The sequence below is a fragment of the Paracoccus versutus genome (assembly GCF_000763885.1).
GTDB lineage: Bacteria > Pseudomonadota > Alphaproteobacteria > Rhodobacterales > Rhodobacteraceae > Paracoccus > Paracoccus versutus.
This window is the reverse complement of the sequence record NZ_JRKO01000065.1, coordinates 1-25,021: the sequence shown is the minus strand read 5'-3', so window position 1 is coordinate 25,021 and position 25,021 is coordinate 1. Positions and strand designations below refer to the sequence as shown.

Annotated in this window: 27 protein-coding genes and 1 pseudogene; 14 read left to right on the top strand and 14 right to left on the bottom strand. The window is 68.6% G+C overall.

Annotated features, from left to right (window positions below; all coding sequences use genetic code 11):
• The 3 genes from IT40_RS22315 to aat form a co-directional block, all read left to right on the top strand.
• A partial coding sequence (locus tag IT40_RS22315) for an acetyl-CoA carboxylase biotin carboxyl carrier protein (protein ID WP_036759859.1) occupies positions 1 to 277 on the top strand: 277 nt, incomplete at its 5' end.
• A gap of 7 nt (positions 278 to 284) precedes the next feature.
• Complete coding sequence (gene accC / locus IT40_RS22310; RefSeq protein ID WP_036759858.1) at positions 285 to 1,637, top strand: acetyl-CoA carboxylase biotin carboxylase subunit; 1,353 nt, start codon at positions 285 to 287, stop codon at positions 1,635 to 1,637.
• 35 nt (positions 1,638 to 1,672) lie between these two features.
• Positions 1,673 to 2,314, top strand: coding sequence for a leucyl/phenylalanyl-tRNA--protein transferase (gene aat / locus IT40_RS22305; RefSeq protein ID WP_036759856.1), 642 nt, complete (start codon positions 1,673 to 1,675; stop codon positions 2,312 to 2,314).
• On the opposite strand, the gene IT40_RS22300 is transcribed toward aat, so the two are convergent.
• The 5 genes from IT40_RS22300 to IT40_RS22280 all read right to left on the bottom strand — a co-directional run bounded on the left by IT40_RS22300 (position 2,278) and on the right by IT40_RS22280 (position 6,525).
• Positions 2,278 to 2,772 carry a DUF2155 domain-containing protein gene (locus IT40_RS22300; protein WP_036759854.1) on the bottom strand — a complete coding sequence of 165 codons (495 nt, stop codon included), beginning with the start codon at positions 2,770 to 2,772 and terminating at the stop codon, positions 2,278 to 2,280. The two genes, aat and IT40_RS22300, sit on opposite strands and share 37 nt — an antisense overlap.
• Entirely contained in the window at positions 2,769 to 3,236 is a 468-nt protein-coding gene (gene mlaD / locus IT40_RS22295) for an outer membrane lipid asymmetry maintenance protein MlaD (protein ID WP_036759853.1), read from the bottom strand. The genes IT40_RS22300 and mlaD overlap by 4 nt, the downstream gene beginning before the upstream one ends.
• 4 nt (positions 3,237 to 3,240) lie before the next feature.
• On the bottom strand, positions 3,241 to 3,615 hold the full coding sequence (locus IT40_RS22290; protein WP_036759849.1) for an NADH:ubiquinone oxidoreductase subunit NDUFA12: 375 nt from the start codon (positions 3,613 to 3,615) through the stop codon (positions 3,241 to 3,243).
• A gap of 852 nt (positions 3,616 to 4,467) precedes the next feature.
• Positions 4,468 to 5,733, bottom strand: a complete 1,266-nt coding sequence (clpX, locus tag IT40_RS22285) for an ATP-dependent Clp protease ATP-binding subunit ClpX (protein ID WP_036759847.1) — start codon at positions 5,731 to 5,733, stop codon at positions 4,468 to 4,470.
• Between the two features lie 162 nt (positions 5,734 to 5,895).
• Positions 5,896 to 6,525, bottom strand: a complete 630-nt coding sequence (locus tag IT40_RS22280) for an ATP-dependent Clp protease proteolytic subunit (RefSeq protein WP_036759845.1) — start codon at positions 6,523 to 6,525, stop codon at positions 5,896 to 5,898.
• Positions 6,526 to 6,721: 196 nt separating this feature from the next.
• Between IT40_RS22280 and pth the strand changes: the two genes are divergently transcribed.
• From pth to IT40_RS22265, 3 genes are read left to right on the top strand one after another with little or no spacing between them, the layout of a single operon-like run.
• On the top strand, positions 6,722 to 7,429 hold the full coding sequence (gene pth / locus IT40_RS22275) for an aminoacyl-tRNA hydrolase (RefSeq protein WP_036759843.1): 708 nt from the start codon (positions 6,722 to 6,724) through the stop codon (positions 7,427 to 7,429).
• Positions 7,426 to 8,472, top strand: coding sequence for a DUF2332 domain-containing protein (locus IT40_RS22270; protein ID WP_036759841.1), 1,047 nt, complete (start codon positions 7,426 to 7,428; stop codon positions 8,470 to 8,472). The genes pth and IT40_RS22270 overlap by 4 nt, the downstream gene beginning before the upstream one ends.
• 1 nt (position 8,473) lies before the next feature.
• Positions 8,474 to 8,848 (top strand): DUF2237 family protein, encoded by a 375-nt coding sequence (locus tag IT40_RS22265; RefSeq protein WP_036759840.1) that lies wholly within the window; start codon positions 8,474 to 8,476, stop codon positions 8,846 to 8,848.
• On the opposite strand, the gene IT40_RS22260 is transcribed toward IT40_RS22265, so the two are convergent.
• Positions 8,845 to 9,204, bottom strand: a complete 360-nt coding sequence (locus IT40_RS22260) for a YigZ family protein (protein WP_208021352.1) — start codon at positions 9,202 to 9,204, stop codon at positions 8,845 to 8,847. The genes IT40_RS22265 and IT40_RS22260 overlap by 4 nt on opposite strands.
• On the bottom strand, positions 9,201 to 9,623 hold the full coding sequence (locus IT40_RS22255) for a Fur family transcriptional regulator (protein ID WP_036759838.1): 423 nt from the start codon (positions 9,621 to 9,623) through the stop codon (positions 9,201 to 9,203). The genes IT40_RS22260 and IT40_RS22255 overlap by 4 nt, the downstream gene beginning before the upstream one ends.
• A gap of 107 nt (positions 9,624 to 9,730) precedes the next feature.
• On the opposite strand from IT40_RS22255, the gene IT40_RS22250 reads away from it, so the two are divergent.
• Genes IT40_RS22250 through IT40_RS22235 form a run of 4 tightly spaced genes read left to right on the top strand, consistent with a single transcriptional unit; the run spans position 9,731 to position 13,185 of the window.
• Positions 9,731 to 10,636 (top strand): metal ABC transporter substrate-binding protein, encoded by a 906-nt coding sequence (locus IT40_RS22250; RefSeq protein WP_036759836.1) that lies wholly within the window; start codon positions 9,731 to 9,733, stop codon positions 10,634 to 10,636.
• Entirely contained in the window at positions 10,629 to 11,495 is an 867-nt protein-coding gene (locus tag IT40_RS22245) for a manganese/iron ABC transporter ATP-binding protein (protein WP_036759835.1), read from the top strand. The genes IT40_RS22250 and IT40_RS22245 overlap by 8 nt, the downstream gene beginning before the upstream one ends.
• Positions 11,492 to 12,352: a metal ABC transporter permease gene (locus IT40_RS22240; RefSeq protein WP_036759834.1), complete on the top strand. Its 861-nt coding sequence runs from the start codon at positions 11,492 to 11,494 to the stop codon at positions 12,350 to 12,352. The genes IT40_RS22245 and IT40_RS22240 overlap by 4 nt, the downstream gene beginning before the upstream one ends.
• A complete protein-coding gene (locus tag IT40_RS22235) occupies positions 12,352 to 13,185 on the top strand; it encodes a metal ABC transporter permease (RefSeq protein ID WP_036759833.1) in 834 nt (277 codons plus the stop codon). Before IT40_RS22240 ends, IT40_RS22235 begins: the two co-directional genes overlap by 1 nt.
• Here the strand turns inward: IT40_RS22235 and IT40_RS22230 are convergent.
• Together IT40_RS22230 and IT40_RS22225 are read right to left on the bottom strand one after the other, a co-directional pair.
• Positions 13,182 to 13,925, bottom strand: coding sequence for an SDR family oxidoreductase (locus IT40_RS22230; RefSeq protein ID WP_036759832.1), 744 nt, complete (start codon positions 13,923 to 13,925; stop codon positions 13,182 to 13,184). The two genes, IT40_RS22235 and IT40_RS22230, sit on opposite strands and share 4 nt — an antisense overlap.
• Positions 13,926 to 13,940: 15 nt before the next feature.
• The gene (locus IT40_RS22225) at positions 13,941 to 15,386 is read right to left on the bottom strand and encodes an aldehyde dehydrogenase family protein (protein WP_036759831.1); all 1,446 of its coding nucleotides are present in this window, start codon (positions 15,384 to 15,386) and stop codon (positions 13,941 to 13,943) included.
• Between the two features lie 121 nt (positions 15,387 to 15,507).
• On the opposite strand from IT40_RS22225, the gene IT40_RS22220 reads away from it, so the two are divergent.
• Positions 15,508 to 16,215, top strand: coding sequence for a VIT1/CCC1 transporter family protein (locus IT40_RS22220; protein WP_036759830.1), 708 nt, complete (start codon positions 15,508 to 15,510; stop codon positions 16,213 to 16,215).
• Between the two features lie 84 nt (positions 16,216 to 16,299).
• A pseudogene (locus IT40_RS22215) lies at positions 16,300 to 17,595 on the top strand (IS701 family transposase).
• Between the two features lie 42 nt (positions 17,596 to 17,637).
• On the opposite strand, the gene IT40_RS22210 reads toward IT40_RS22215, so the two are convergent.
• The 5 genes from IT40_RS22210 to IT40_RS22190 all read right to left on the bottom strand — a co-directional run bounded on the left by IT40_RS22210 (position 17,638) and on the right by IT40_RS22190 (position 22,883).
• Positions 17,638 to 18,393, bottom strand: coding sequence for an ABC transporter ATP-binding protein (locus IT40_RS22210; RefSeq protein WP_036759827.1), 756 nt, complete (start codon positions 18,391 to 18,393; stop codon positions 17,638 to 17,640).
• A gap of 46 nt (positions 18,394 to 18,439) precedes the next feature.
• Positions 18,440 to 19,294 carry an ABC transporter ATP-binding protein gene (locus IT40_RS22205; protein ID WP_036759825.1) on the bottom strand — a complete coding sequence of 285 codons (855 nt, stop codon included), beginning with the start codon at positions 19,292 to 19,294 and terminating at the stop codon, positions 18,440 to 18,442.
• Positions 19,291 to 20,196 carry a nickel transporter permease gene (nikC, locus tag IT40_RS22200; protein WP_036759823.1) on the bottom strand — a complete coding sequence of 302 codons (906 nt, stop codon included), beginning with the start codon at positions 20,194 to 20,196 and terminating at the stop codon, positions 19,291 to 19,293. Before nikC ends, IT40_RS22205 begins: the two co-directional genes overlap by 4 nt.
• Positions 20,193 to 21,203, bottom strand: coding sequence for an ABC transporter permease (locus IT40_RS22195; protein ID WP_036759862.1), 1,011 nt, complete (start codon positions 21,201 to 21,203; stop codon positions 20,193 to 20,195). The genes nikC and IT40_RS22195 overlap by 4 nt, the downstream gene beginning before the upstream one ends.
• A gap of 81 nt (positions 21,204 to 21,284) precedes the next feature.
• The gene (locus IT40_RS22190; RefSeq protein WP_036759821.1) at positions 21,285 to 22,883 is read right to left on the bottom strand and encodes an ABC transporter substrate-binding protein; all 1,599 of its coding nucleotides are present in this window, start codon (positions 22,881 to 22,883) and stop codon (positions 21,285 to 21,287) included.
• A gap of 211 nt (positions 22,884 to 23,094) precedes the next feature.
• Between IT40_RS22190 and IT40_RS22185 the strand changes: the two genes are divergently transcribed.
• Positions 23,095 to 24,318 (top strand): glutathionylspermidine synthase family protein, encoded by a 1,224-nt coding sequence (locus tag IT40_RS22185; protein WP_036759819.1) that lies wholly within the window; start codon positions 23,095 to 23,097, stop codon positions 24,316 to 24,318.
• 2 nt (positions 24,319 to 24,320) lie between these two features.
• Positions 24,321 to 24,941 carry a DUF1190 domain-containing protein gene (locus IT40_RS22180; protein WP_036759816.1) on the top strand — a complete coding sequence of 207 codons (621 nt, stop codon included), beginning with the start codon at positions 24,321 to 24,323 and terminating at the stop codon, positions 24,939 to 24,941.
• The last annotated feature ends 80 nt before the right edge of the window (positions 24,942 to 25,021 follow it).

Sequence of the window (25,021 nt, the reverse complement as noted above, 5' to 3'; positions counted from 1 at the left end):
GGCCGCGGCCGCAGCCCCCGCCAGCGAGGATCCGGCCAGCCTGCCCGGCGTCGTGACCTCGCCCATGGTCGGCACCGCCTACCTGGCGCCCGAGCCCGGCGCCACGCCCTTCGTCGCCATCGGCCAGCAGGTCAAGGAAGGCGAGACGCTGATGATCGTCGAGGCGATGAAGACGATGAACCACATCCCCTCGCCCCGCTCGGGCACGGTCAAGCGCATCCTCGTCGACGACGGCAGCCCGGTCGAGTTCGGCGCGCCCCTGATGGTCGTCGAGTGAGGCGCGGATGTTCGACAAGATCCTGATCGCCAACCGCGGCGAGATCGCGCTGCGCGTGATCCGCGCCTGCCGCGAAATGGGCATCGCCTCGGTCGCCGTGCATTCCACCGCCGATACCGACGCGATGCATGTGCGCATGGCCGACGAATCCGTCTGCATCGGCCCGCCGCCCTCGACCGACAGCTACCTGTCGCAGCCCGCCATCATCTCGGCCTGCGAGATCACCGGCGCGCAGGCGGTGCATCCCGGCTATGGCTTCCTGTCGGAAAACGCCGCCTTCGTGCAGATGGTCGAGGATCACGGCATCACCTTCATCGGCCCCTCGGCCGAGCATATCCGCATCATGGGCGACAAGATCACCGCCAAGGAGACGGCGAAGTCGCTGGGCATCCCGGTGGTGCCCGGCTCGGACGGCGGTGTGGCGGACGTGGCCGCGGCCAAGCAGGTGGCGGCGCAGATCGGCTATCCGGTCATCATCAAGGCCACCGCCGGTGGCGGCGGGCGCGGCATGAAGGTCGCCAATGATGAAGCCGGGCTGGAGACCGCCTTCCGCACCGCCCGCGCCGAGGCCAAGGCCGCCTTCGGCAACGACGAGGTCTATATCGAGAAATACCTGCAGCGCCCGCGCCATATCGAGGTGCAGGTCTTTGGCGACGGCCGCGGCCGCGCCGTGCATCTGGGCGAGCGCGACTGTTCGCTGCAGCGCCGCCACCAGAAGGTCTTCGAGGAAGCGCCCGGCCCGGTCATCACCGCCGAGCAGCGCGCCCGCATCGGCGGCATCTGCGCCAATGCCATGGCCAAGATCGGCTATCGCGGCGCAGGCACCATCGAGTTCCTGTTCGAGGACGGCGAGTTCTACTTCATCGAGATGAACACCCGCCTCCAGGTCGAGCATCCTGTGACCGAGGCGATCTTCGGCGTCGACCTGGTGCGCCAGCAGATCCTGGTCGCCGCCGGCGAAGAGATGGAGTTCCGCCAGGAAGACCTGCAGATCCGCGGCCATGCCATCGAGGTGCGGATCAATGCCGAGAAGCTGCCGAACTTCACCCCCTCGCCCGGCACCATCTCGCAATATCACGCGCCGGGGGGGCTGGGCGTGCGGATGGATTCGGCGATCTATGACGGCTACCGCATCCCGCCCTATTACGACAGCCTGATCGGCAAGCTGATCGTGCATGGCCGCGACCGCCCCGAGGCGCTGGCACGGCTGAACCGCGCCTTGGGCGAGCTGATCGTGGACGGGATCGACACCACCGTGCCGCTGTTCCGGGCGTTGATCGAGAATCCCGACATCCAGCGCGGCGATTACTCGATCCACTGGCTGGAACGCTGGCTGGCCGAGATGGCCGTCAGCGCCTGAGCGATGCGGCAGGCGGCACGACCGGCGGTCCCTGCATGAGCAGCAGGGGCCTGACTGCCGAACGGATGCTGGCCGCCTATGCCCAGGGGGTGTTTCCGATGGCGCAATCCGCCTCGGATCCCCAGCTTTACTGGTTCGAGCCGGGGCTGCGCGGCATCCTGCCGGTGGGCGGGGTGCATGTCTCGCGCTCGATGCGGCGCGTGCTGCGCCATTGCGGCTGGCATGCGACCCTCGACCGCGATTTCGTCGGCGTGGTCCAAGGCTGCGCCGATCGCGCGGAAACTTGGATCAACGCCCCGCTGATGGCGCTTTACCGCGATCTGTTCCGCATGGGCCACGCCCATTCGCTGGAGATCCGCGCCGGCGACGCGCTGATCGGCGGCATGTTCGGCCTGACGCTGGGCGGGGCCTTCTTTGCCGAAAGCATGTTCTCGCGCCGGCCCAATGCCTCCAAGGCGGCGCTGATCTGGATGTCCTCGCATCTGGCGCGCTGCGGCTTCACGCTGTGGGACACGCAATATCCGAACCCGCATCTCGCCTCGATGGGTGGCCAGGCCATCCCGCGCCTGGAATATCGCCGGCGGCTGGCGGTCGCGCTAAAGGTCCGCGCCGACCTGACTACCCATGCCCTGCCCGGTGCTCAGGCCCTGTTGCAGGAAATCACCCAGACGTCATAGCGCGGATCGTCCAGCGCCGAGAGCGCCGGGGACGAGGCGATCATCCAGCCCGCAAACAGCCGGGCATTGGCCTGATGGTCGGTGATCGTCAGCTCGGCATAGGCGTCCGAGGTCGGGTCCGCCGCCGGATAGCGGCATTCCGCCAGGCTCAGCTGAAGCCGGCCAAAGGCGACCGACTCGCCCACGGCCAGGGTAAAGTCCTGGGTCCGGCCGGTGATCTTGTCGAGGCCGCGCAGCTGCGCGCCGGTACCGCGCGCCGTCTCGGGGCCGCGGGCGGCTTCGGCGGCGCGCTGCCGCTCAGCCGCCGAGGGCTCGACGGGGACCACCGCATCGGGATCGTCGCTGAAGGCCGGGTCGATCATCAGCTGCTGGTCCTCGGCCGGCTCCTCGTCCTGGGCGAGGACGGGGCTGGCGGCCAGCAGCAGGCACAGGCAGGCGCGGGTCAGAAGATCGGTCATGGGCTGTCGTCCGTGCTTTGCGCATCCACGAATTTCATCATTAGCGAGATCAGGCTGACCGCGCCCTGCACATCCTCGATCTCGTCGCCCGGCGCCAGGTTGTCGGGCGCGCCGCCCGGCTGCAATTCGATATAGGCGCCGCCCAGCAGCCCGTCCGACTGGATCAGCGCCGCGCTGTCGCTGGGCAGGCGAATGCCGTCGGGCAGGCGCAGCCGCGCCTCGGCGAAATAGGTCTGCGGGTTCAGGTCGACCGCCGAGACCCGCCCCACCCTGACGCCGGCGACGCGGACATCGGTGCCGACCTCGATGCCGTCCACGTTGGGAAAGGCCGCGCGCAGCTCATAGCCGCCCGCCAGCTGCGCCCCCAGCCTGCCGCCGGCGGTGGACCAGGCCAGGAAGCCGGCCGCCACGGCCAGGACCGCCGCGCCAACCCAAAGCTCGGCCCGTTCGGCGGTGGTGTTCATGCGCCTACTCGGGCTGCCAGGCGTCGTAGTCGCGCCGCTCGACCGGCTGCGCACGATAGAGCGAGCCCGCCGGGTGATAGGCGCCAGGCGTCCCGGTCAGGTTCGGCTCATGCGGCTTTTCCCAGGTCTTGTGCGGCAGCGGGGCCGCGGTCGGCGGCTCCTTGTAGGTGTGATGCAGCCAGCCGTGCCATTCGGGCGAGATGCGGCTTGCCTCGGCCTCGCCGTTATAGATCACCCAGCGCCGCTTGCCGCCGCCGGACTGGTAATAGACATTGCCCTGATCGTCCTCGCCGACCTTTTCGCCGTAAAGCTTGGTCCAGACCTGGGTGTTCAGGGTCTGGCTGTTCCACCAGGTCAGAAAGCGCAGCAGAAACGACATGGGTGCGAACCTCATCAATCGGGTGTGGCCGAGATATGCCGCAAGTTGCGGCGAAGGTCCAGAGACGCTTGGCCGCAGCCGCGCCCGGACAAGGCAAATCGACGCGGCCGGGGGGCGAATGGTAGGCCGGCCCATCGCGGCGGGATCAGGGCTCTGAAGGAGGCCAACGCCCGGCTCTCCATCGCTCCCCTGCTGAATGCTGGCGAGTTCTCGACCATTTCCGAGAACCTGACCGAGGCCGATGTGGCGATCCGGGAAACCCCCTACGGACAGCGCACCCCAGTTTTCCCAAGATCCAGATCGGGATGAGATCCCCCTCCCGAGTTGCTCTCGGGAGGGTTTTTCATTGCTCCTGGTCGAGGGGCTTGTCTGGAGGGTCTCGGTTCTTGACTGGGGCCTGGAGAGCAAGCCCAGAAGCGTCAGTCGGCCCAGATTGACGCTCTGCTGCACCAACAGAACTGCCGTCCCCAGGATGACTGAAAGCATTCCCAGGAACAGCAGCCCGAAGGCGATCAGGCAGATGATGCGCAGCAGCCGCGCGATAGCGTTGGGTCGGAAACCCGGCGGAGCCCGCGCAGGGACAAGCCGTAGTCGCAGGCCAGCAGGTGGATGCGGTTCACTCCGGCGGAGCCCGCGGGGACAAGCCGATCAGAGCGCGGCCGGGAACCTTACGCGCCGACAAACCATTGCGGCCCGCCGGACGGAGACGTTCTCCGTGCAGATGGACGCGCGCGGAGGGGTAAACGAAAAAGGCGGCGCCCATGGCCCCGCCTGCACCACGTCGACCGACCCGCCGCGGCGCGGGATCGGCAGCCGCCAAGGCGGCCGGCCGAGCCCCTACGCGATGCGGGCCTAGCCCGCGGTCGCGGTTTCCTTTTTCGAATCGGTGTGGATCAGCAAAGGCTTGGCTGCGGGATTGTCCACCGCCTCCTCGTTGACCACCACCTCCTCGACGCTGCTCATGCCGGGCAGGTCGAACATCGTGTCCAGCAGGATGTCCTCCATGATCGAGCGCAGGCCCCGCGCGCCGGTCTTGCGCTTGATGGCGCGGCGGGCGATGGCGACCAGCGCGTCCTCGGTGAAGGTCAGCTTCACGCCCTCGAGGTCGAAGAGCCGCTGATACTGCTTGACCAGCGCGTTCTTGGGCTGGGTCAGGATGGTGATCAGCGCCTGTTCGTCAAGGTCGCCCAGCGTGGCGATGACCGGCAGGCGGCCGACGAATTCCGGGATCAGGCCGAATTTCAGCAGATCCTCGGGCTCGAGCTGCTTGAACAACTCGCCCACGCCCTTGTCGTCGTCCTCCTTGACGTTGGCGCCGAAGCCCATCGCCGTGCCCTTGTTGCGCTGCGCGATGATCCGGTCCAGCCCGGCAAAGGCACCGCCGCAGATGAAGAGGATATTGGTCGTGTCCACCTGCAGGAATTCCTGCTGCGGATGCTTGCGCCCGCCTTGCGGCGGCACCGAGGCGACCGTGCCCTCCATGATCTTCAGCAGCGCCTGCTGCACCCCCTCGCCCGAGACGTCGCGGGTGATCGAGGGATTGTCGGACTTGCGGGTGATCTTGTCGACCTCGTCGATATAGACGATGCCGCGCTGCGCCCGCTCGACGTTGTATTCGCTGGCCTGCAGGAGCTTGAGGATGATGTTCTCGACATCCTCGCCGACATAGCCGGCCTCGGTCAGCGTGGTGGCGTCGGCCATGGTGAAGGGCACGTCCAGGATGCGCGCCAGCGTCTGCGCCAGCAGCGTCTTGCCGCAGCCGGTCGGGCCGATCAGCAGGATGTTCGACTTGGCCAGCTCGATGTCGGTCTTGGAGCTGTGGTTCAGCCGCTTGTAGTGGTTGTGGACGGCCACCGACAGCACGCGCTTGGCATGTTCCTGGCCGATCACGTAATCGTCCAGCACGTTGCAGATCTCGCGCGGGGTCGGCACGCCGTCGCCGGATTTCAGCGCCGAGGACTTGGTCTCCTCGCGGATGATGTCCATGCAGAGTTCGACGCATTCATCGCAGATGAACACGGTCGGACCGGCAATCAGCTTGCGCACCTCATGCTGGCTCTTGCCGCAGAAGCTGCAATAGAGCGTGTTCTTGCTGTCGCCGCCGGTCGGATTGGCCATCAGTTCATCCTCGTATAGCACCGGAGGCCCGGCAAAAGCGCCGGACGACCGCCTGTTCCGGACGTGGCCAGGCCACGCCATGCGTTGCCCATCATGTTACGAGCCCCCCCGGCCCGTCACAATCCCCAAAACGCCTGCCCCGCCAGCTTCCCGCAGCCGTGATCACTGGCCCGGCTCGGCCTTGCCGCGCGCCGTCAGGATCTCGTCGATGAGGCCCCAATCCTTGGCCTCCTGCGGCGACATGAAGCGGTCGCGCTCCAGCGCCTCCTCGACCTCTTCCAGCGTGCGGCCGGTGTGCTGGACATAGATCTCGTTCAGGCGCCGCTTGAGCTTTTCGGTCTCGCGCGCATGGATCAGGATGTCGGTCGCCTGGCCCTGGAAGCCGCCCGAGGGCTGGTGGACCATGATGCGGCTGTTCGGCAGCGAGAAGCGCTGCCCCGGCTGGCCTGCGCACAGCAGCAGCGAGCCCATCGAGGCCGCCTGCCCCACCACCAGCGTCGAGACGCGCGGCTTGATGTATTGCATCGTGTCATAGATCGACAGGCCCGCCGTCACCAGCCCGCCGGGGCTGTTGATATACATGCTGATGTCCTTGGTCGGGTTTTCCGCCTCGAGGAACAGCAGCTGCGCCGAGATCAGCGTCGCCATGCCGTCATGCACCGGGCCGGACAGGAAGATGATCCTTTCCTTCAGCAGGCGCGAGAAGATGTCATAGGCACGTTCGCCCCGGCTGGTCTGTTCGACGACCATGGGGACGAGGGTGTTCATGTAGAATTCTGCCGGATCGTGCATGTCTGTCCTTGCTTTTGTCCCTGCCTGGCCTGTCCGTTTCGCGATTCGTCCCAAGGCCCCTGTCCCGTTCGACCGCTCTTAGACGCGAAAGGTTGACAGAGTCTTAGTAACGCCGGGCCCCGAGGACAAGAGAGCGATAAAATTTGCCCCTGCCCGGCCGGGCCGGTAATCTGGCGCCCGAGCGACGGAGAAACGCATGAAACTGATCGTCGGCCTGGGCAATCCGGGCGCGAAATACGCCGCGAACCGGCACAATGTGGGCTTCATGGCGGTCGATCGCATCGCCGCCGACCACGGCTTTGCCCCCTGGCGCGTGCGTTTCCAGGGCGAGATCGCCGAGGGGCGGCTGGGGGGCACGCGCGTCACCCTGCTCAAGCCCGGAACCTTCATGAACCTGTCGGGCCAGTCGGTCGGCGAGGCGATGCGCTACCTGAAGCTCGGGCCCGAGGACGTGACCGTGCTGCATGACGAGCTGGACCTCGCCCCCGGCAAGCTGCGGCTGAAGACCGGCGGCGGCCATGCCGGGCACAACGGGCTGCGCTCGCTGCACCAGCATATCGGCGAGGGCTATCGCCGGCTGCGCATCGGCATCGGCCATCCCGGCGACAAGAACCGCGTGTCGGGCTATGTGCTGTCGGATTTCGCCAAGGCCGAAGAGGCCGGGCTGGACGACCTCTTGCGCGGCATCTCGGAGGGGGCGGAGGCGCTGGCGGCGGGGGACGATGCGCGGTTCATGAACGCGGTCGCGGCGCGGGTGGCGCCGGCGCGCAACAGCGGCACCCGCCCCGAAAACCCCGGCAAGGGATCGCCGGAAAGGCCAGCGGCGAAACCCGCCAACGACCTCGCCGCCGAGCCGCCCAGCCTCTCCGACCGGCTCAGGGCGCTGACCGAGCGGTTCCGGTGACGGCCTGGCGCGAGGCCTTCGCCTTGCAGGCGGGGGCCTGCCGCGCGCTCGGCTCGCCGCTGACGGCCCGGGTCTGCGAGCAGCTGGCGCCGGTCCTGGCCGAGGGCGACGGCGCGCTGGCGCGGCGGGTGCGAACCTGGCCCGGCGATCCCAGCCACCGCGGCGATTCGCTGCCGCTGCGGCTTTGCGGGGCGCTGCATGCGCTGGTGCTGAACGGGCGCGACCCTGAACTGGCGCGGGCCTATGCCGGGGGTGACGACGCATGGCTTCGCCAGAAGATTTCCAAAGCAATTCATCAGCATCAGCCGCATATGCTGGAATGGCTCGAGCTTGCGCCGCAGACCAATGAGGTCGCCCGCGCCGCGGTGCTGATCGCTGCGGGCCGGCACTTGGCTAGCGAGCTTCCCGGATGCCGCTTTGACTTGCTGGAGCTGGGGGCGAGTGCTGGACTGAACCTGAACTTTCTTCTCTATCATCTTGATATAGATTATGAAGACCAGACTGCCGGAGACGATGCGACGCTTGTCCGGCTTGCCCCGGAATGGCGCGGCGCGATCCCGGCCCATGCCCTGCTGGCGACCGGCGCGGCGCGGGGGGTAGACCTGAACCCGCTCGATCCGGTGCGCGACGGGCTGCGGCTTCTGTCCTATATCTGGGCGGACCAGCACGCGCGGCTGGAGCGGATGCAGGCGGCGCTGGCCCTGGCCCGGAGCCATCCGCCGCGGGTGGATCGCGGCGATGCGGGCGACTGGCTGCCGGCCCGGCTGGCCGAACCTTGCAACCATGGCAGGCTTGTCTATCACACCGTTGCGGCGCAATATTTTCCCGCCGCCACCCGCGCGCGGATCGAGGCCGCGCTGCAGGCCGCCGGCGCGCAGGCCAGCCCCGAGCGCCCCCTGGCGCATCTGTCCATGGAGGCCGACGGCGGCGAGGGCGCGGCGCTGGCCCTGCGGCTCTGGGCCGGCGGCGGGATGCGGCAATGGAGCCTCGGCCGGGCGGATTTCCATGCCCGCTGGATCGACTGGCAGCCGAAGGAGACCTGACATGGACCCCGCGCTCAACGTCCTTGGCGGCAAGCTCGCGCCCTGCTCGACCGCGCCGCTGACCGGATTTTTCCGCGACGGCTGCTGCAATACCGGCCCCGAGGATCGCGGCCGGCACACGGTCTGCGTCGTGGTGACGGCCGAGTTCCTGGCGCTGTCGAAATACCTGGGCAACGACCTCAGCACGCCGCGGCCCGAGTTCCGCTTTCCGGGGCTGAAGCCGGGCGACCGCTGGTGCCTTTGCGCCGCGCGCTTCCTGCAGGCCGCGCAGGAATTCGCCGCGCCCGAGGTGGTGCTGGAGGCCACCCATGCCCGCACGCTGGAGATCGTGCCGCTGGAACTGCTGCAAGCCCATGCCGTGAAGGGCGAGAATTAGCGCCCCACCTGCGCCAGATAGTGCCGCACCGCATCGACGACATGGCGAAAGCGGTCGCCCCCCAGGTTCTTGCCGCCATACCAGCGCGTCACGATCACCACATGGTCGGTCAGCCCGGCCCGCTCCAGCATCTGCAGGATGATCTGGCCGGCGCCGGTTTCGCCGTCGTCGTCGCGCACCGCCTCGCCCGACAGGATCGCGGCCCAGCTGTTGTGCGTCGCCTTGGCGAAACGCTTGTTGCGGCGCAGTTCGGCCAGCAGCGCCTCGGCCTCGGCGCGCGTCCGTGCCGGCCCGCCCGACACCGCATAGCGCGAGCCGCGGTCCGAGATGATCTTGTCGAAGACCGCCAGGTTCATCTCCGCCGCCGGACGTAAAGCTCCAGCCGGTGGCGGACGATCTCATAGCCCATCTCGGTGGCGATCTCGGCCTGCAGGCGCTCGATGCGCTCGTTGACGAATTCCATGACCTCGCCTGTCTCGACGTCGATCATGTGGTCGTGGTGGCTGCCGTCGGCGGGCTCGAACCGCGCCGGCTCGCCCTCGAACTCCAGCTTCTGGATCACGCCCTGCGCCTCGAGCGCCGAGAGCGTGCGGTAGACCGTCGCCAGCGACACCCCCGCCCCCGCCGCCATGGCGCGCTGGTGCAGCTGCGTCGCGTCGGGGTGGTCCTCGGCCCCAGCCAGCACGCGCAACAGCGCCGCCCGCTGGCGGGTGATGCGCACGCCGGCACGGCGCAGCGCGGCCTCGAAGGCTTCGGCGCGGGTTTCGATCTCCATGCGGTTTTCTGGCCCAGATGCGAAGAAATTGCAACTGGCTTGACAGTTGAGAATCGTTCGCAGATAAACGGCAACAGAACCAGGCCCACGGGAACAAGAATCGGACCATGAAGCGCAGAACATTCCTGACCACGGCCCTTGCCGGGCTGGCCGCCCCCGCCATCCTTTCCGCCCCGGCGCTGGCGCAGGGCGGCAAGTTCAAGGTGGCGACCACCTTCACCATCATCGCCGACATGGCGCGCAACGTGGCCGGGGACCGCGCCGAGGTGGTCTCGATCACCAAGCCGGGGGCCGAGATCCACGGTTACGAACCGACCCCCAGCGACCTGATCGGCGCCCGCGACGCCAGCCTGGTCCTGCGCAACGGGATGAACCTGGAACTGTGGTTCGAACAGTTCCTGCGCAACCTGGGCGACCTGCCCTCGGCCACGCTGACCGAGGGGATCGAGCCGATGCCGATCTCGGGCGGGCATTACGACGGCAAGCCCAACCCGCATGCCTGGATGGCGCTGGACACGGCGCTGGTCTATGTCGACAACATCGCCGCCGCCCTGTCCCAGGTCGACCCCGAGGGCGAGGGCAGCTATCGCGCCAATGCCGGCCGCTACAAGGGCGAGATCGCCCGCACCATCGGCCCGCTGCGCGACGCCGCCCGCGCCCTGCCCGAGGAGCGGCGCTGGCTGGTCACGTCGGAGGGGGCGTTTTCCTATCTGGCGCGGGATTTCGGCCTGCGCGAGCTGTTCCTGTGGCCGATCAACGCCGATGCGCAGGGCACGCCCCAGCAGGTGCGCCGCGTGGTCGATGCGATCAGGCAGCACAAGATCCCGGTAGTGTTTTCGGAAAGCACCGTCTCGGACCGCCCGGCCAGGCAGATCGCGGCCGAGACCGGGGCGCGCTATGGCGGCGTGCTTTACGTCGACAGCCTGTCCGAGGCCGGCGGGCCGGTGCCGACCTACCTGGACCTGCTGCGCGTGACCTCGGAAACCATCGTCGAGGCGCTGAGCGATGCGTGACGCCCTGGGCATCGAGGTATCCGGCCTGACCGTGGCCTATCGCAACGGCTTCACCGCCCTGCGCGACGCGAATTTCACCGTGCCGCAGGGCTCGGTCACGGCGCTGGTGGGGGTGAACGGCTCGGGCAAGTCCACGCTGTTCAAGGCGCTGATGGGCTTTGTTCCGGCCGCCGCCGGCAAGGTGCGGGTGCTGGGCCTGACCGTGCCGCAGGCGCTGCGCCGCAACCTGATCGCCTATGTGCCCCAGGCCGAGGAGGTGGACTGGTCCTTTCCGGTGCTGGTCGAGGACGTGGTGATGATGGGCCGCTACGGCCATATGGGCTTTCTGCGCCGGGCGCGGCCCGAGGATCGCCGCGCCGTGGACGAAGCGCTGGCGCGGGTGAACATGCAGGACTTCCGCCACCGCCAGATCGGCGAGCTTTCGGGCGGCCAGAAGAAGCGCGTCTTCCTGGCCCGCGCCCTGGCGCAGGGCGCCTGGGTGATCCTGCTCGACGAGCCCTTTACCGGCGTGGACGTCAAGACCGAATCCGCCATCATCGCGCTGTTGCAGGAAATGCGGGACGAGGGGCGGGTCATGCTGGTCTCGACCCACGACCTCGGCTCGGTGCCGGAATATTGCGACCGGGTGGTGCTGATGAAGAACACGGTGCTGGCCCATGGCCCCACGGCCGAGGTCTTCACCCCCGACAACCTGCGGCTGGCCTTCGGCGGCGTGCTGCGCCATTTCGTGCTGGGGCCGCGGCACCTGCACGACGACGACGACCCGCGCGGCCTGACCGTGCTGTCGGACGACGAGCGCCCGCTGGTGTTTTACGACGACAAGCAGCGCAGCGCCCGCGAAGAGGCGGCGCCGAAATGATCCGCACGCTGCTGGTGCCCTTCGAATACAGCTACATGACCGACGCGATCTGGGTCTCGGCGCTGGTCGGCGGGGTCTGCGCCTTCCTGTCGGCCTATCTGATGCTCAAGGGCTGGTCGCTGATCGGCGACGCGCTGTCCCATTCCATCGTGCCGGGCGTCGCCGGGGCCTACATGCTGGGCCTGCCCTTCGCGCTGGGGGCGTTCCTGTCGGGCGGGCTCGCGGCGCTGACCATGCTGTTTCTGAACAAGCGCACGGGCCTGCGCGAGGATGCGATCATCGGCCTGATCTTCACCGGCTTCTTCGGGCTGGGGCTGTTCATGGTCTCGCTCAACCCGATGGCGGTTTCCGTGCAGACCATCACCATGGGCAACATCCTGGCGATCACGCCCGGCGACACGCTGCAGCTGGCGCTGATCGGCGGCATCTCGGCGCTGGTGCTGGCGGCGAAATGGCGCGACCTGATGGTGGTGTTCTTCGACGAGAGCCACGCCCGCACCATCGGGCTGAACCCGCAGGCGCTGAAGGTGCTGTTCTTCACCCTGCTCTCGGCCTCGACCGTGGCGGCGATGCAGACCGTCGGCGCCTTCCTGGTCGTGGCGCTGGTGGTGACGCCGGGCGCCACAGCCTATCTGCTGACCGACCGCTTTCCGCGGCTGATCCTGCTGTCGGTGGCGATCGGCTCGCTCACCTCGGCCATTGGCGCCTATGTCTCGTTCTTCCTCGACGGCGCGACCGGGGGGGTGATCGTCTGCCTGCAGACGCTGATCTTCCTGGCCGCCTTCCTGCTGGCGCCGAAGCACGGGCTTCTGGCCGCCCGCCGCCGCGCCCGCGACGCGCTGAAGGAGGCCGCGTGATGGACTGGCTGCTGATGCCCTTTTCCTTCCCCTTCATGCGCGATGCGGCGCTGATCGGGCTGATGATCGCGCTGCCGGCGGGGCTTTTGTCCTGCTTTCTGGTGCTCAAGGGCTGGTCGCTGATGGGCGATGCGGTCAGCCATGCCGTGCTGCCCGGCGTGGTGCTGGCCTATGTCGCGGGCCTGCCGCTGATCCTTGGCGCCTTCCTGGCGGGCCTGGGCTGCGCGGCCCTGACCGGCTGGATCCAGGACAACAGCCGCGTCAAGGCCGACACCGTGCTGGGCGTGGTCATGTCGGGCATGTTCGGGCTGGGGGTGGTGCTTTACACCGCGATCCAGACCGACCTGCACCTGGACCATATCCTGTTTGGCAACATGCTGGGCGTCGGCCCCGAAGATCTGCGCCTTGCCGGCGGCATCTCGGCCATGGTCGGGCTGGTGCTGGTGCTGAAATGGCGCGATTTCGCGCTCCTGGCCTTCGACCCGGTGCAGGCGCGGGTGTCGGGGCTGGCGTTCAACCTGCTGAACTACGGGCTGCTCGCCATGATCTCGGCCACGGTGGTCGCCATGCTCAGCTCGGTCGGCATCATCCTGGCCGTGGCGCTGCTGATCGCGCCGGGGGCGGTGGCCTTCCTGCTGACGCGCCGGCTGTCCGCCATGCTGGCCACCTCGGTCGGCGTCGCGGCATTCGGGGCGGCCAGCGGGGTCTGGGCCAGCTTCTGGCTGAACAGCGCCCCGGCACCGACCATCGTGCTGGTGCTGACGGTGCTGTTCGTGCTGGCCTTCCTGTGGCGCAGCGCGGCCACGCGGCGGGCGCAGGGCGTGACGGGCTAGACCGTCCGCCCGCCATCGACCTCGAGGATGACGCCGGTGATGAAATCGGCCTCGTCCGAGGCCAGGTAAAGCGCGGCATTGGCGATGTCGCGCGGCTTCGACAGCCGGCCCAGCGGGATGGTCGAAAGGAAGCGGGCGCGGTTCTCGGGCGTGTCCTCGCAGCCCATGAAGCGCTCCAGCATCCCGGTCTCGCCCATGACCGGGGCAATGGCGTTCACGCGGATGCCCTCGGGCGCGAGTTCCGCCGCCAGGCTGCGGGTCAGGGTGTTCACCGCGCCCTTGGAGGAATTGTACCAGCTCAGCCCCGGCCGCGGCCGGATGCCGGCGGTCGAACTGACGTTGATCATCACCCCCTGCCCGCGCGTCCGCCAATGCGGCAACACCGCATGGGTCATGTGAAAGATCGACAGCACGTTGATGTCGTAGATCTTGCGGAACGCCGTCTCGTCGGTGTCCAGAAGCGGGCCGTTCGGCGTGGTCCAGCCGGCGTTGTTGACCACGATGTCGAGGGCGCCGAAGGCTTCGCGCGCCTTGTCCACCGCCGCGCGGACCTGGTCGCCCCGGCTCACGTCGCAGGCCAGCGCGAGCCCGTCGATCCCCTCGGCCACCACCGCCGCGCCTTCGCCGTCGATGTCCAGCACCGCCACCCGCGCCCCCTCGCGCGCGAAGGTTTCGGCGATGCCGCGCCCGAAGCCCGAGGCGCCGCCCGTCACCAATGCCGTCTTGCCTTGCAGCCGCATGATCTTTCCCTCCCTTTATGCGAAACGATGAACCACGGTCTTCAGCCGCGAGAATTCGTAAAGCGCGGCGAAGCCCTTTTCGCGCCCGTGGCCGGATCTGCGCAGCCCGCCGAAGGGCAGCTCGATCCCGCCCCCGGCGCCATAGGCATTGATGAAGACCTGTCCGCAGCGCATGGCGCGGGCCATGCGCGCCTGGCGGTCCCCGTCGCGGGTCCAGATGCCGGCGACCAGCCCGTATTCGGTGCCGTTGGCGATGGCCACGGCCTCGGCCTCGGTGTCGAAGGGGATGGCGGCCAGCACCGGGCCGAAGATTTCCTCCTGCGCCAGCGGGCTTGCCGGATCGACCGGGCCGAAGAGCGCCGGCGCGACGTAGAAGCCGGTCGCCGGCGCGTCCCCGGCAATGGCGCCGCGGGCGATCAGCGGCGCCGCGGCCCCGGCGATGTAGCCTTCGACCCGCGCCTTCTGCCGGGCCGAGATCAGCGGGCCCAGCAGCGCGCCTTCTGCCGGGCCCGCCTCGACCGAGCGAAAGCGTTCGGCCAGCATGGCGGTCAGCCGGTCCCAGATGCCGCGCTGGATCAGCACGCGCGATCCGGCCGAGCAGGTCTGGCCGCCGTTCTGCACGATGGCACCCACGATCACCGGCGCGGCGGCCTCGAGGTCGGCGTCGTCGAAGACGATCTGCGGCGACTTGCCACCCAGTTCCAGCGTGCAGGGGATGTGATTGCGCGCCGCGGCGATCCCGATGGCCTGGCCGACCTGGGGCGAGCCGGTGAAGCTGATGAAATCGACGCCGGGATGTTCGGACAGCGCCCGCCCGGCCACCGCGCCGCGCCCGGTGACGATATTGATCGCGCCGGGTGGAAAGCCGGTCTCGGCCGCAAGCGCGCCCAGGCGCAGGATGGTCAGGCAGGCATCCTCGGCCGGCTTGGTCACGGTGGCATTGCCCATGGCCAGCGCCGCGCCGACCGAGCGGCCGAAGATCTGCACCGGATAGTTCCAGGGGATGATATGGCCGGTGACGCCATGCGGCTCGCGCAGGCTGATGGCGTCATGGCCGTTCAGGAAGGGGATCACCTCGCCATGCAGCTTGTCGGCCGCGCCGCCGTAATATTCGAAATAGCGCGCCAGCGCCGCCATGTCGGCGCGGGACTGGGCGATGGGCTTGCCGTTGTCGCGGGTTTCCAGCTGCGCCAGCGTCTCTGCCTCGGCCTCGATGCGCAGGGCAAGGCGCAGCATCAGCCGGCCGCGCTCGGCCGCGGTCAGGCGGCCCCAGTCGCCCTCGAAGGCGGTGCGGGCGGCGCGGATCGCGGCATCCACGTCCTCGGGGCCGGAATCGGCGATGGCGGCGAAGGGCCGGCCGTCGAGGGGCGAGATCATCGGCATCTCGCGCCCCGAGGCGGCCGGGCGCCAGGCGCCGCCGATCAGGTTGCGCGGCGGCGGCAGGATCGGGTCGTGGAGCATGTCACCTCCGTCCGGCGGGATTCGCCTGGCCGCAGCGTGACGGCGCCGGGCGCGGGACGCAAGGCTGGCAAATCCGGCGGGGCCGGTTAATCTGCCCGCGATGCAGCAGCCGAGGCCAGCCATGAGCAAGCAACCCAGCGCCCATCCCGACGATCCGCATTACGTCAGCCGCCTGGGCTGGCTGCGCGCCTCGGTGCTGGGGGCGAACGACGGCATCGTCTCGACCGGCGCGCTGATCACCGGGGTCGCCGCGGCCGATCCGGGACGCGAGGCGATCCTGATCGCCGGGCTTGCCGGGCTGGTCGCGGGGGCAATGTCCATGGCCATGGGCGAATATGTCTCGGTCAGTTCGCAATCGGATACCGAGCGCGCCGACATCGCCCGCGAACGCACGGCCCTGCGCGAGATGCCCGAGGCGGAGCTGCACGAGCTGGCCGCCATCTACGAAACGCGCGGCATGAGCCCCGGCACCGCCCTGCAGGCCGCGCGCGAAGTGACCGAGCATGATGCGCTGGCCGCCCATGTCCGCGACGAGCTGGGGCTCAGCGAGGCGTCGAACGCGAACCCGCTGCAAGCGGCGCTGGCCTCGGCCGCGACCTTCAGCACCGCGGCGTCGGTGCCGCTCTTGGCGGCGGTGTTCGCGCCCGGCGGCCAGGTCGTCGCCAGCGTGCTGGTCGCGGTGCTGGTCGCACTGGGAACGCTGGGCGCGCTGGGGGCCTGGGCCGGCGGCGCCCCGCCCGGCCGGGCGGTGCTGCGGGTGACTGCGGGCGGAACCCTGGCGCTGGCGGCCACCGCCGGCATCGGCAAGATCTTCGGCGTGGCGGTCTAACACTACTTTGGCAGAAGTGCATTTTCAGGATTCCCAAGAGTCACTTGCGGTGATTCATAGAGTGCCAGCTTGTGGAGGCTGGCGATGGCGGATGATCGACGGGACGATCTGACGGAGTGGCTTCGTCCCTTTGTGGCAACATTGGGCGACCGGCGCCGGGCGCGGATGTGTCCGGCTTGCGTTGAGGAGCTGATTGGTCCTGGCGATCGCAAGAGCGTGCAGCCCATGGCGATGCGTTCGCCCGGGATTGGTTATGACCAACTTCATCATTTTATTGGTGCCGCGCTGTGGGCCAGCGCGCCGCTGGAGAAGGAACTGTGCCGGCAGGCAGACGCCTTGGTTGGTGGCAGCGATGCTTGGCTGATTATTGATGATACCGCGTTGCCCAAGAAGGGGCGTGCCTCAGTTGGGGTAGCACCGCAGTACGCGTCGGCGCTCGGCAAGAACGCCAACTGCCAGACCCTTGTGTCGGTGACGCTGGCATCAGGCGAAGTGCCCGTGATGATCGGGCTTCGGCTGTTTCTGCCCGAGAGCTGGACCAGTGATAGGGCGCGCATGGATCGGGCAAAGGTTCCTGACGAGGCGCGCACCTACCGTACCAAGCCGGAGATCGCATTGGCCGAGATCGACCGTGTGCGCAGCGCAGGTGCGCGCTTTGGCGGCATCCTGGCCGACGCCGGCTATGGCCTGTCTGGCCCGTTCCGGCAGGCGCTCACCGAGCGTGGACTGATGGGCCGTGGGCATCGCTCACAAGCAGAAGGTCTACTCGGCCAACCTTACCCTGATCTTCCCGGTCGCCGGGCGCGGGCGACCGCGTAAGAACCATGTCCCCGATGTCCCATCTCGTCCGGCGCAGGATACTTGAGAATGCGAAGTGGCAGGCCGTGAGTTGGCGGCGCGGCACGAAAGGCAAGCTCTCAGCCCGGTTCGCTGCCATGCGCGTCCGCGTTGGCCTGCGGACCGCCGCAGCGCATTGGCAATCTTGGCCAGCAGCATCTGCCCGGCGAGGAGGTCTGGCTGGTCGGCGAGCACCGTTCCACCGGCGAGCGCAAATACTACCTCAGCAACCTGCCGGCCGACACACCGCTCAAGAAACTGGCCGGGGCCATCAAGGCCCGTTGGGTCTGTGAGCAAGCCCATCAGCAGCTCAAGGAAGAGTTGGGCCTTGACCACTTCGAGGGCCGATCATGGCAGGGCCTGCACCGACATGCGCTCATGACCATGATCGCGTTCGCCTTCCTGCAAGCCCGACGCCTGAAGGCAGCGGGTCGGAAAAAAAAGGGCCCCAGCTGCCCCGCCGCAACCGAGCCTACCAGCTATCAGACAGACGATCTTGATCCAGCTCAGTCAGCCGCCGCCCAACTGTCCCCACTGCCGTAGGAAGTGGCGAAAAATGCTCAACAGACTTCTGCCAAAGTAGTGCTAGGATTCGCGGACATAGCCGGCGCTGGCGGCGATCAGCGCGCGGGCGTAATCGCCCTGCGCCGCGCCCGCGCGCAGGCTGGCGGCGTCCATTTCCTCGACGATCCGGCCCGCGCGCATCACCGCCAGCCGGTCGCACATATGCGCCACCACCGCCAGGTCGTGGCTGACCAGGACATAGCTCAGCCGCCGCTCGGCCCGGATGTCGGCAAGCAGGTTCAGGATCTCGGCCTGCACGCTGACATCGAGCGCCGAGGTCGGCTCGTCGAGCAAGAGGAGCCTGGGCTCGGCCGCGAGCGCGCGGGCGATGGCGACGCGCTGGCGCTGGCCGCCCGACAGCTGGTGCGGATAGCGGAAGCGGAAGCCCTGCCCCAGCCCGACCTGGTCCAGAAGCCGGGCGATGCGGGCGTCGATCCGGTCCATGCCCTGCAGGCGCAGGGTTTCCGACAGCACCCGGTCCACGGAATGGCGCGGATGCAGGCTGGCATAGGGATCCTGGAACACCATCTGCACGGTCTTGTGGAAGCCGCGCGAGCGGCGGCGGCCGGCGACGGCTTCGCCCGCGACCTCGATGCGGCCCGACCAGCTGTCGACGAGCCCGGCGATGGCGCGCAGGATCGTGGACTTGCCCGAGCCGCTTTCGCCGACGAGGCCGAAGCTTTCGCCCGGCCGGACGGCGAAGCTGGCGGATTTCACCGCATCGACGCGCTCGGGCGGATGGCCGAACCAGACGTCCAGATCCTCGACCGTCAGCATGGGTTGCACCGGCGCGGATGGGTATTTGGGGAACGAAGAAGCCGCATCATGCCGCGCCCTCGGGCGGGGCGTCGCGCCAGCCCGCCTGCCTTTGCAGGACCGCGAGCCGTTCCACCGGGCGGTCGAGGCGCGGCAGGCTGTTCAGCAGGCCCTGGGTATAGGGGTGGCGGGCGGCGTGCAGATCGCGCGCGGGCAGTTCCTCGACCACGCGGCCGGCATACATGATCAGGACGCGGTCGCAGAATTGCGCCACCAGGTTCAGGTCGTGGCTGATGAAGATCAGCCCCATGCCGCGTTCGCGCACCAGCCGGTCCAGGATGCGCAGCACCTCGTTCCTGACCGAGACGTCCAGCGCCGAGGTGGGTTCGTCCGCGATCAGGATCTCGGGGTCGGGGGCCAGCATCATCGCGATCATGATGCGCTGGCCCATGCCGCCCGAGACCTCGTGCGGATAGGCGTGAAACACCCGTTCGGGGTCGCGGATCTGCACGGCGGCGAGCATTTCCAGCGCCTTGTCGCGGGCCTGGGCGCGGCTGACGCCCGTGTGCAGCCGGTAGCCCTCGACGATCTGGCGGCCGACGGTCATCACCGGGTTCAGGCTGAACTTGGGATCCTGCATCACCATGCTGATGCGCGCGCCGCGCAGGCGGCGCATCCGCCGCTCGGGCAGGTTCAGGATCGATTCGCCGCTAAGCGCCATGCGGTCGGCATCGACCCGCCCCGGCGGACGCACGAGGCCGAGGATGGCGCGGCCGGTCATGGTCTTGCCCGAGCCGCTTTCGCCGACCACGCCCAACCGCTCGCGGCCCAGCTCGAAGCTGACGCCGCGCACCGCCTCGAACAGGCCCGAGCGGGTCGGGAAGGCGACGCGCAGGTTCCGGACCGAAAGCAGCGGCGTCATTCCCGCCCTCCCCTGGGATCCAGCACGTCGCGCAGCCCGTCGCCGAGCAGGTTGAAGGCCAGGGACACGACGAAGATCGCCAGGCCGGGCATGGCCGCGACCCACCAGAAGTCCAGGATATAGCTGCGCCCGTCCGAGATCATCGCCCCCCATTCCGGCATCGGCGGCTGCGCGCCGAGGCCCAGGAAGCCCAGCCCCGCGGCCGAGAGGATGATCCCCGCCATGTCGAGCGCCACCCGCACGATCAGCGAGCTGACGCAGAGCGGCCAGACATGGCCGATCAGCAGCCGCAAGGGCCCCGCGCCCTGCAGCCGGGCGGCGGCGATATAGTCGGCGCGGCGGATGGTCAGCGTCTCGGCCCGCGCGAGCCGCGCATAGGGCGGCCATGAGGTGATGGCCAGCGCCAGCACCGCATTGCCGATGCCGGGGCCGAGGGCGGCGACGAAGGCCAGGGCCAGGATCAGCTTGGGGAAGGCCAGGAAGATGTCGGTGATGCGCATCAGCACCTGGTCGACCCAGCCGCCGGCGAAGCCCGCCACCGTGCCGACGAAAAGCCCGATCACCGGCGCGATCAGCGCCACGGTGCCGACGATGAACAGCGTGATCCGCGAGCCGAAGATCAGCCGCGACAGGATGTCCCGCCCCAGCGCATCCGTGCCCAGCCAATGCTGCGCGGAGGGCGGCTGCAACCGCTGGGCCAGGTTCTGCGCATAGGGGTTTTGCGGCGCGATCCAGGGCGCGAAACCCGCGACCAGCACCAGCAGGACCAGGATCGCGAGCCCGACCATCGCCAGCCGGTTGGCGCGAAAGGTCAGCCAGCCCTGGTAGAGCGCCCCGAGCCGGGCCTGCCGCCTTGTCTGCGGCGCGTCCGAAAGCAGCCATGCGCGGGTGGTCCGGGTCATGTCGCCCTCGGGTCCAGCAGGCGGTAGAGGATGTCGGAAAGCAGGTTCAGCGCCACGAAGCAGGTGCCGACCACCACGGTCCCGCCCAGCACCGCGTTCATGTCGCCGGCCAGCAGCGCCTTGGTGATATACTGGCCGATGCCGGGCCAGGAGAACACGATCTCGGTCAGCACCGAGCCTTCCAGCAGCGAGCCGAAGCTCAGCGCGATCACCGTGACCAGCGGCACCAGGATGTTGCGGAAGGCATGGCCCCAGATCACCCGGCGCTCGGACAGGCCCTTGACGCGGGCGGTGACGACATATTCCGCCGAAAGCTGCTCCAGCATGAAGCTGCGGGTCATGCGGCTGATATAGGCAAGGCTGAAATAGCCCAGAAGGCCGGCCGGCAGCACGATATGGCTGAAGGCGTCGCGGAAGGCGGCCCAGTCGCCGGCGACCAGGCTGTCGACCAGGATCAGCCCGGTGACGGTGGGCACCATGCCGTCGTAGACGATGCCCTGCCGTCCCGGCCCGCCGACCCAGCCGAGGATGCCGTAGAACAGCAGAAGGCCCATCAGCCCCAGCCAGAAGATCGGCATGGAATAGCCGACCAGCGCCACCACGCGGGCGACCTGGTCGATCCAGCCGCCCCGGCGCGCGGCGGCGACCACGCCCAGCGGCACGCCGACCAGCACGCCGATCATCGTGCCCAGCGTCGCCAGCTCCAGCGTGGCCGGGAACACCCGCCGCAAGTCCTGCGCCACCGCATGGCCGGTCGAGATCGAGCGGCCGAAATCGCCGCGCAGCACCTCGGCCATGTAGCGCAGGAACTGCTGCCAGATCGGCTTGTCCAGCCCCATGGCCTGATAGGCCGCGTCATATTGCGCCTGGGTCGCGCGCTCGCCCACCACCTTCAGCACCGGGTCGATCGGCATGATGCGGCCGATGACGAAGGTGACGAGCAAAAGGCCCAGCAGCGTCAGCACCAGCGACAGGGCCACGCCGGCGAAGCGACGGCCCAGCCGCATGGCGCGCCCCGACGGCGCGCCGGCGGCGGGGGGCGGCCCGTCCCGCCCCGGCTGGTCCAGCATGTCGGGCTGGACCACGCCCTATTCCTTCGTCACCTGGCGATAGAGGACCGAGCTGACCGAGCCGCCCGAGGTCCAGTTCTGGACGTTCTGCTGCATCGCCACCTGCTCGATCTTCTGGAACATCGGGATGATCGGCGCGATTTCGCGATATTGGCTCTGGATGTCCAGATACATCTGCACCCGCTTGTCGGTGTCGCCCTCCAGCGTGGCGGCCTCGACGGCGCGGTTCATCTCGTCGGGCACCGCCCAGCTGTTGCGCCATGCCAGCTGCGACAGGCCGGCATCGTCGGCATTGTTCGGGTTATGGGCGAAGGTCGAGGCATTGGTATGCGGATCGGCGTAATCCGGCCCCCATTCGCCGATGAAGACCGGCACCTGGCGCGCGCGATAGGCGTCCAGCACCTGCGCCCCGGTCATCTGCTGGATCTCCAGCGTCAGCCCGACCTGCGCCATGGCGGCCTGCAGGGTCTGGGCGGCGTCGACATATTCGCGGATGTCGCGCACGATGGTCCTGACCGTGCCCGAGGTGATGCCGGCATCGGTCAGGATCTGGCGGGCCTTCTCGATGTCATGGGTCCAGGGGTTCTCGTCCGAGGCGCCCAGGTAGCCCTCGGGCAGGAAGTTCTGATGCACCTTCCACTGGCCCTTGAGGAAGCTCGATTCCATGCCCGCATAGTCGATCAGGTATTTCATCGCCTCGACCATCTCGGGGCGGGACAGCAGGGGATCCTTCTGGCTCAGCCCCATGTAGAGGATGCGGCCGCGCAGCTCGTCCATCACCTTCAGCCTGTCGTTGCCGGCGATGCCCTCGACATCGGTCGGCGTCAGGTTGCGGGCCACGTCCACGTCGCCCTGCTCCAGCAGCAGCCGTTGCGCGCTGCTTTCCTGGACATGGCGCACGATCACCCGCGCCAATGCCGGAGCGCCCTGCCAGTAATCGGGATTGGCGGTCAGCTGCACCGCCTCGTTCGGCCGCCATGTGGCCAGGGTGAAGGGCCCCGAACCCGCATCGTTGGTGGACAGCCAGGCATTGCCGAAATCCTCGCCCTCGGCATGGGCCATCACGGTTTCCTTGTCCACGACCGAGCCGACCTCCGAGGCCAGGCAGTTCAGCACGTAGCTTTGCGCATAGGGCTGGTCGAGTTGCAGCACCAGCCTGTTGCCGTCGAAGGTCACGCGCTCGTCCACGTTCTCGGCGGTGAAGCCGAACTGGTTCAGGATGAAGGCGGGCGACTTGTTCAGCTTGACGGCGCGTTGCAGCGACCAGGCGGCATCCTCGGCCCGGACCGGATTGCCGGAATGGAACTTCACCCCCTCGCGCATGGTCAGCGTGATGGTCTTGCCGTCCTCGCTGACCTCCCAGCTTTCGGCCAGGCTGGGCTTGATGCCCGCCGCCAGGTCCAGCGGGTCGATATCGACCAGCCGGTCGTAAAGGTTCCTGACCACGTCCTGGCCCGAGAACTCGAAGCTCTGGCCGGGGTCCAGGCTGATGATGTCGTCGATCTGATGAGCGATCACCAGCGTATCGGCGGGGGTCTCGGCCCAGGCGGCACCGGCCGGCGCCAAGGCCACGGCCGAGGCCAGCATGAGCGCGCGAAGCGGGAAACGGTTCTGCATGACGGATCATCCCTGTTGTCGCGCCCCGTCGCTCGCGGGGCTGGAATGGTAGCAGCTTGGCGCGAAGCCGGCCCTGCCGCAAGCCCCGCGTGAAACCCGGCCTGCCGGGGGGCGAAGGGCGGCCGATGCACCGACCCGCACGGCCAGAAAATAGCGGCGCAGGCTTGCGCCGAGGCGCCGCCCCGTCCTATCTCGGGCGGAAGGAGAGACCATGGAAAAACGCACCCTTCCCGAGCGGCCCGGCTGGCGCGACGAGGCCGAGAAGCTGGGCTTCAGCTTCGCCGACATGGGCGGCGAGCCCTATTGGGACGAAACCAGCGCCTATCGCTTCACCCTGCGCCAGGTCGAGGAGGACATCGAGGCACCCGCGACGGAACTGCACGCGCTCTGCCGCGAGGCGGTGGACCGCGCCGTCCGCGACGAATCCTGGCTGACCCGGCTCGACATCCCGCGCGAGCATTGGGATCTGGTGGCCGCCAGCTGGGCGCGGGGCGAGCCCGAGCTTTACGGCCGCATGGACCTGGCCTATGGCGGCCATGGCCCGGCGAAGCTGCTGGAATACAACGCCGACACCCCGACATCGCTCTACGAATCCGCCAGCTTCCAATGGCTCTGGTTCGAACAGCAGCGGGCGGCGGGGGTGCTGGATGCCGATGCCGACCAGTTCAACAGCATCCACGAGGCGATCGTGGCGCGCTGGACGCAGATCTGCACCGACGGCGAAGAGGTGCATTTCACCGCCGATCCCGACAACCCCGAGGATTACGCCACCGTCGAGACCCTGGCCTGGGCCGCGCGCGAGGCGGGCCTGGGCGCGCATTTCACCGCGCTTTCCCAGATCGGCCTGACCGAGGAGGGGCAATTCGCCGACGACCAGTCCCGCGTCATCGGCACGCTCTTCAAGCTCTACCCCTGGGAGGACATGCTGCGCGACGACTTCGCCCGGCACCTGCAAGGCTCGGGCACCCGCTTCATCGAACCGCCCTGGAAGGCGGTGCTGTCGAACAAGGGCATCCTGCCGCTTCTGTGGCAGATGTTCCCCGGCCACCCGAACCTGCTGCCCGCCTTCTTCCTGGCCGACGTCGAGGAGGCGATGGCGGGCGGCAGCCCCGCCCCCGAGCTGGCCCCGGCCTTCGAAGCCGCGCGCGAAACCCTGGCCCAGGGCCATGTGACCAAGCCGATCTTCTCGCGCGAGGGCGCGGGCGTGGTGATCCGCGAGGCGGGCCGCGAGGTGGCGCGCACCGGCGACGACAGCTATTCGCATCACCCGATGATCGTGCAGGGCCTGGCCCGGCTGCCGGATTTCGGCGGCTTCCACCCGGTGCTGGGCGCCTGGATCGTGGGCGAGACCTGCTGCGGCCTCGGCCTGCGCGAGGACCGCTCGCCCATCACCCACAACCTGTCGCGCTTCAAGCCGCATTTCATCGAGGGCTGACCATGACCGACCGCCTCCCCCGCAAACGCTCGCGCCATGTCGCGCTGGTGCTGGCCGGAACCGCGACCCTGGCGCTGGCCGCCTGCGAGGACGACCGCATGGACGCGCAAAGCTTTCCCGACCTGGAAAGCTGCATCGCCGCCAGCAAGCAGGAAACCCTGTGGTTCACCGAGGAGGACTGCCGCCAGAACTTTGCCGCCGCCCAGCAGGAATTCCTGGAAACCGCGCCGCGCTACGAATCCAAGGAGCTGTGCGAACAGGAACATGGCGTCGGCAATTGCGGCGGCGACCCGGCCCAGGAACAGCAGGCGCAGGGCTCGGGCGGCGGGTTTTCCTTCATGCCGCTGCTGGTGGGCTACATGATGGGCTCGATGCTGTCGCGCGGCGGCGGCATCTTCTCGCAGCCGATGGTGAACACGGCCGACGGGCGCTATTCCACGCCCAAGGGCGACCAGAGCTTCGCCAGCAACCGCGGCGCGGGCAAGGTGCCGGCCGCGGCCTTTCAGCGTGCGCCCTCGACCATCGGCAAGCCGCCGATGAGCGCGACCCAGGTCAGCCAGCGCGGCGGCTTCGGCGCCTCGGCCACCGCCCGCTCGGGCGGGCGCAGCAGTTTCGGCGGCTGAAGCCTTTCTCCGTTGCCGAAATACCCTCGGGGGTGAATTGCGGCCTTGGGCCGCAAGAGGGGGCGGACATCCCCCTGTCC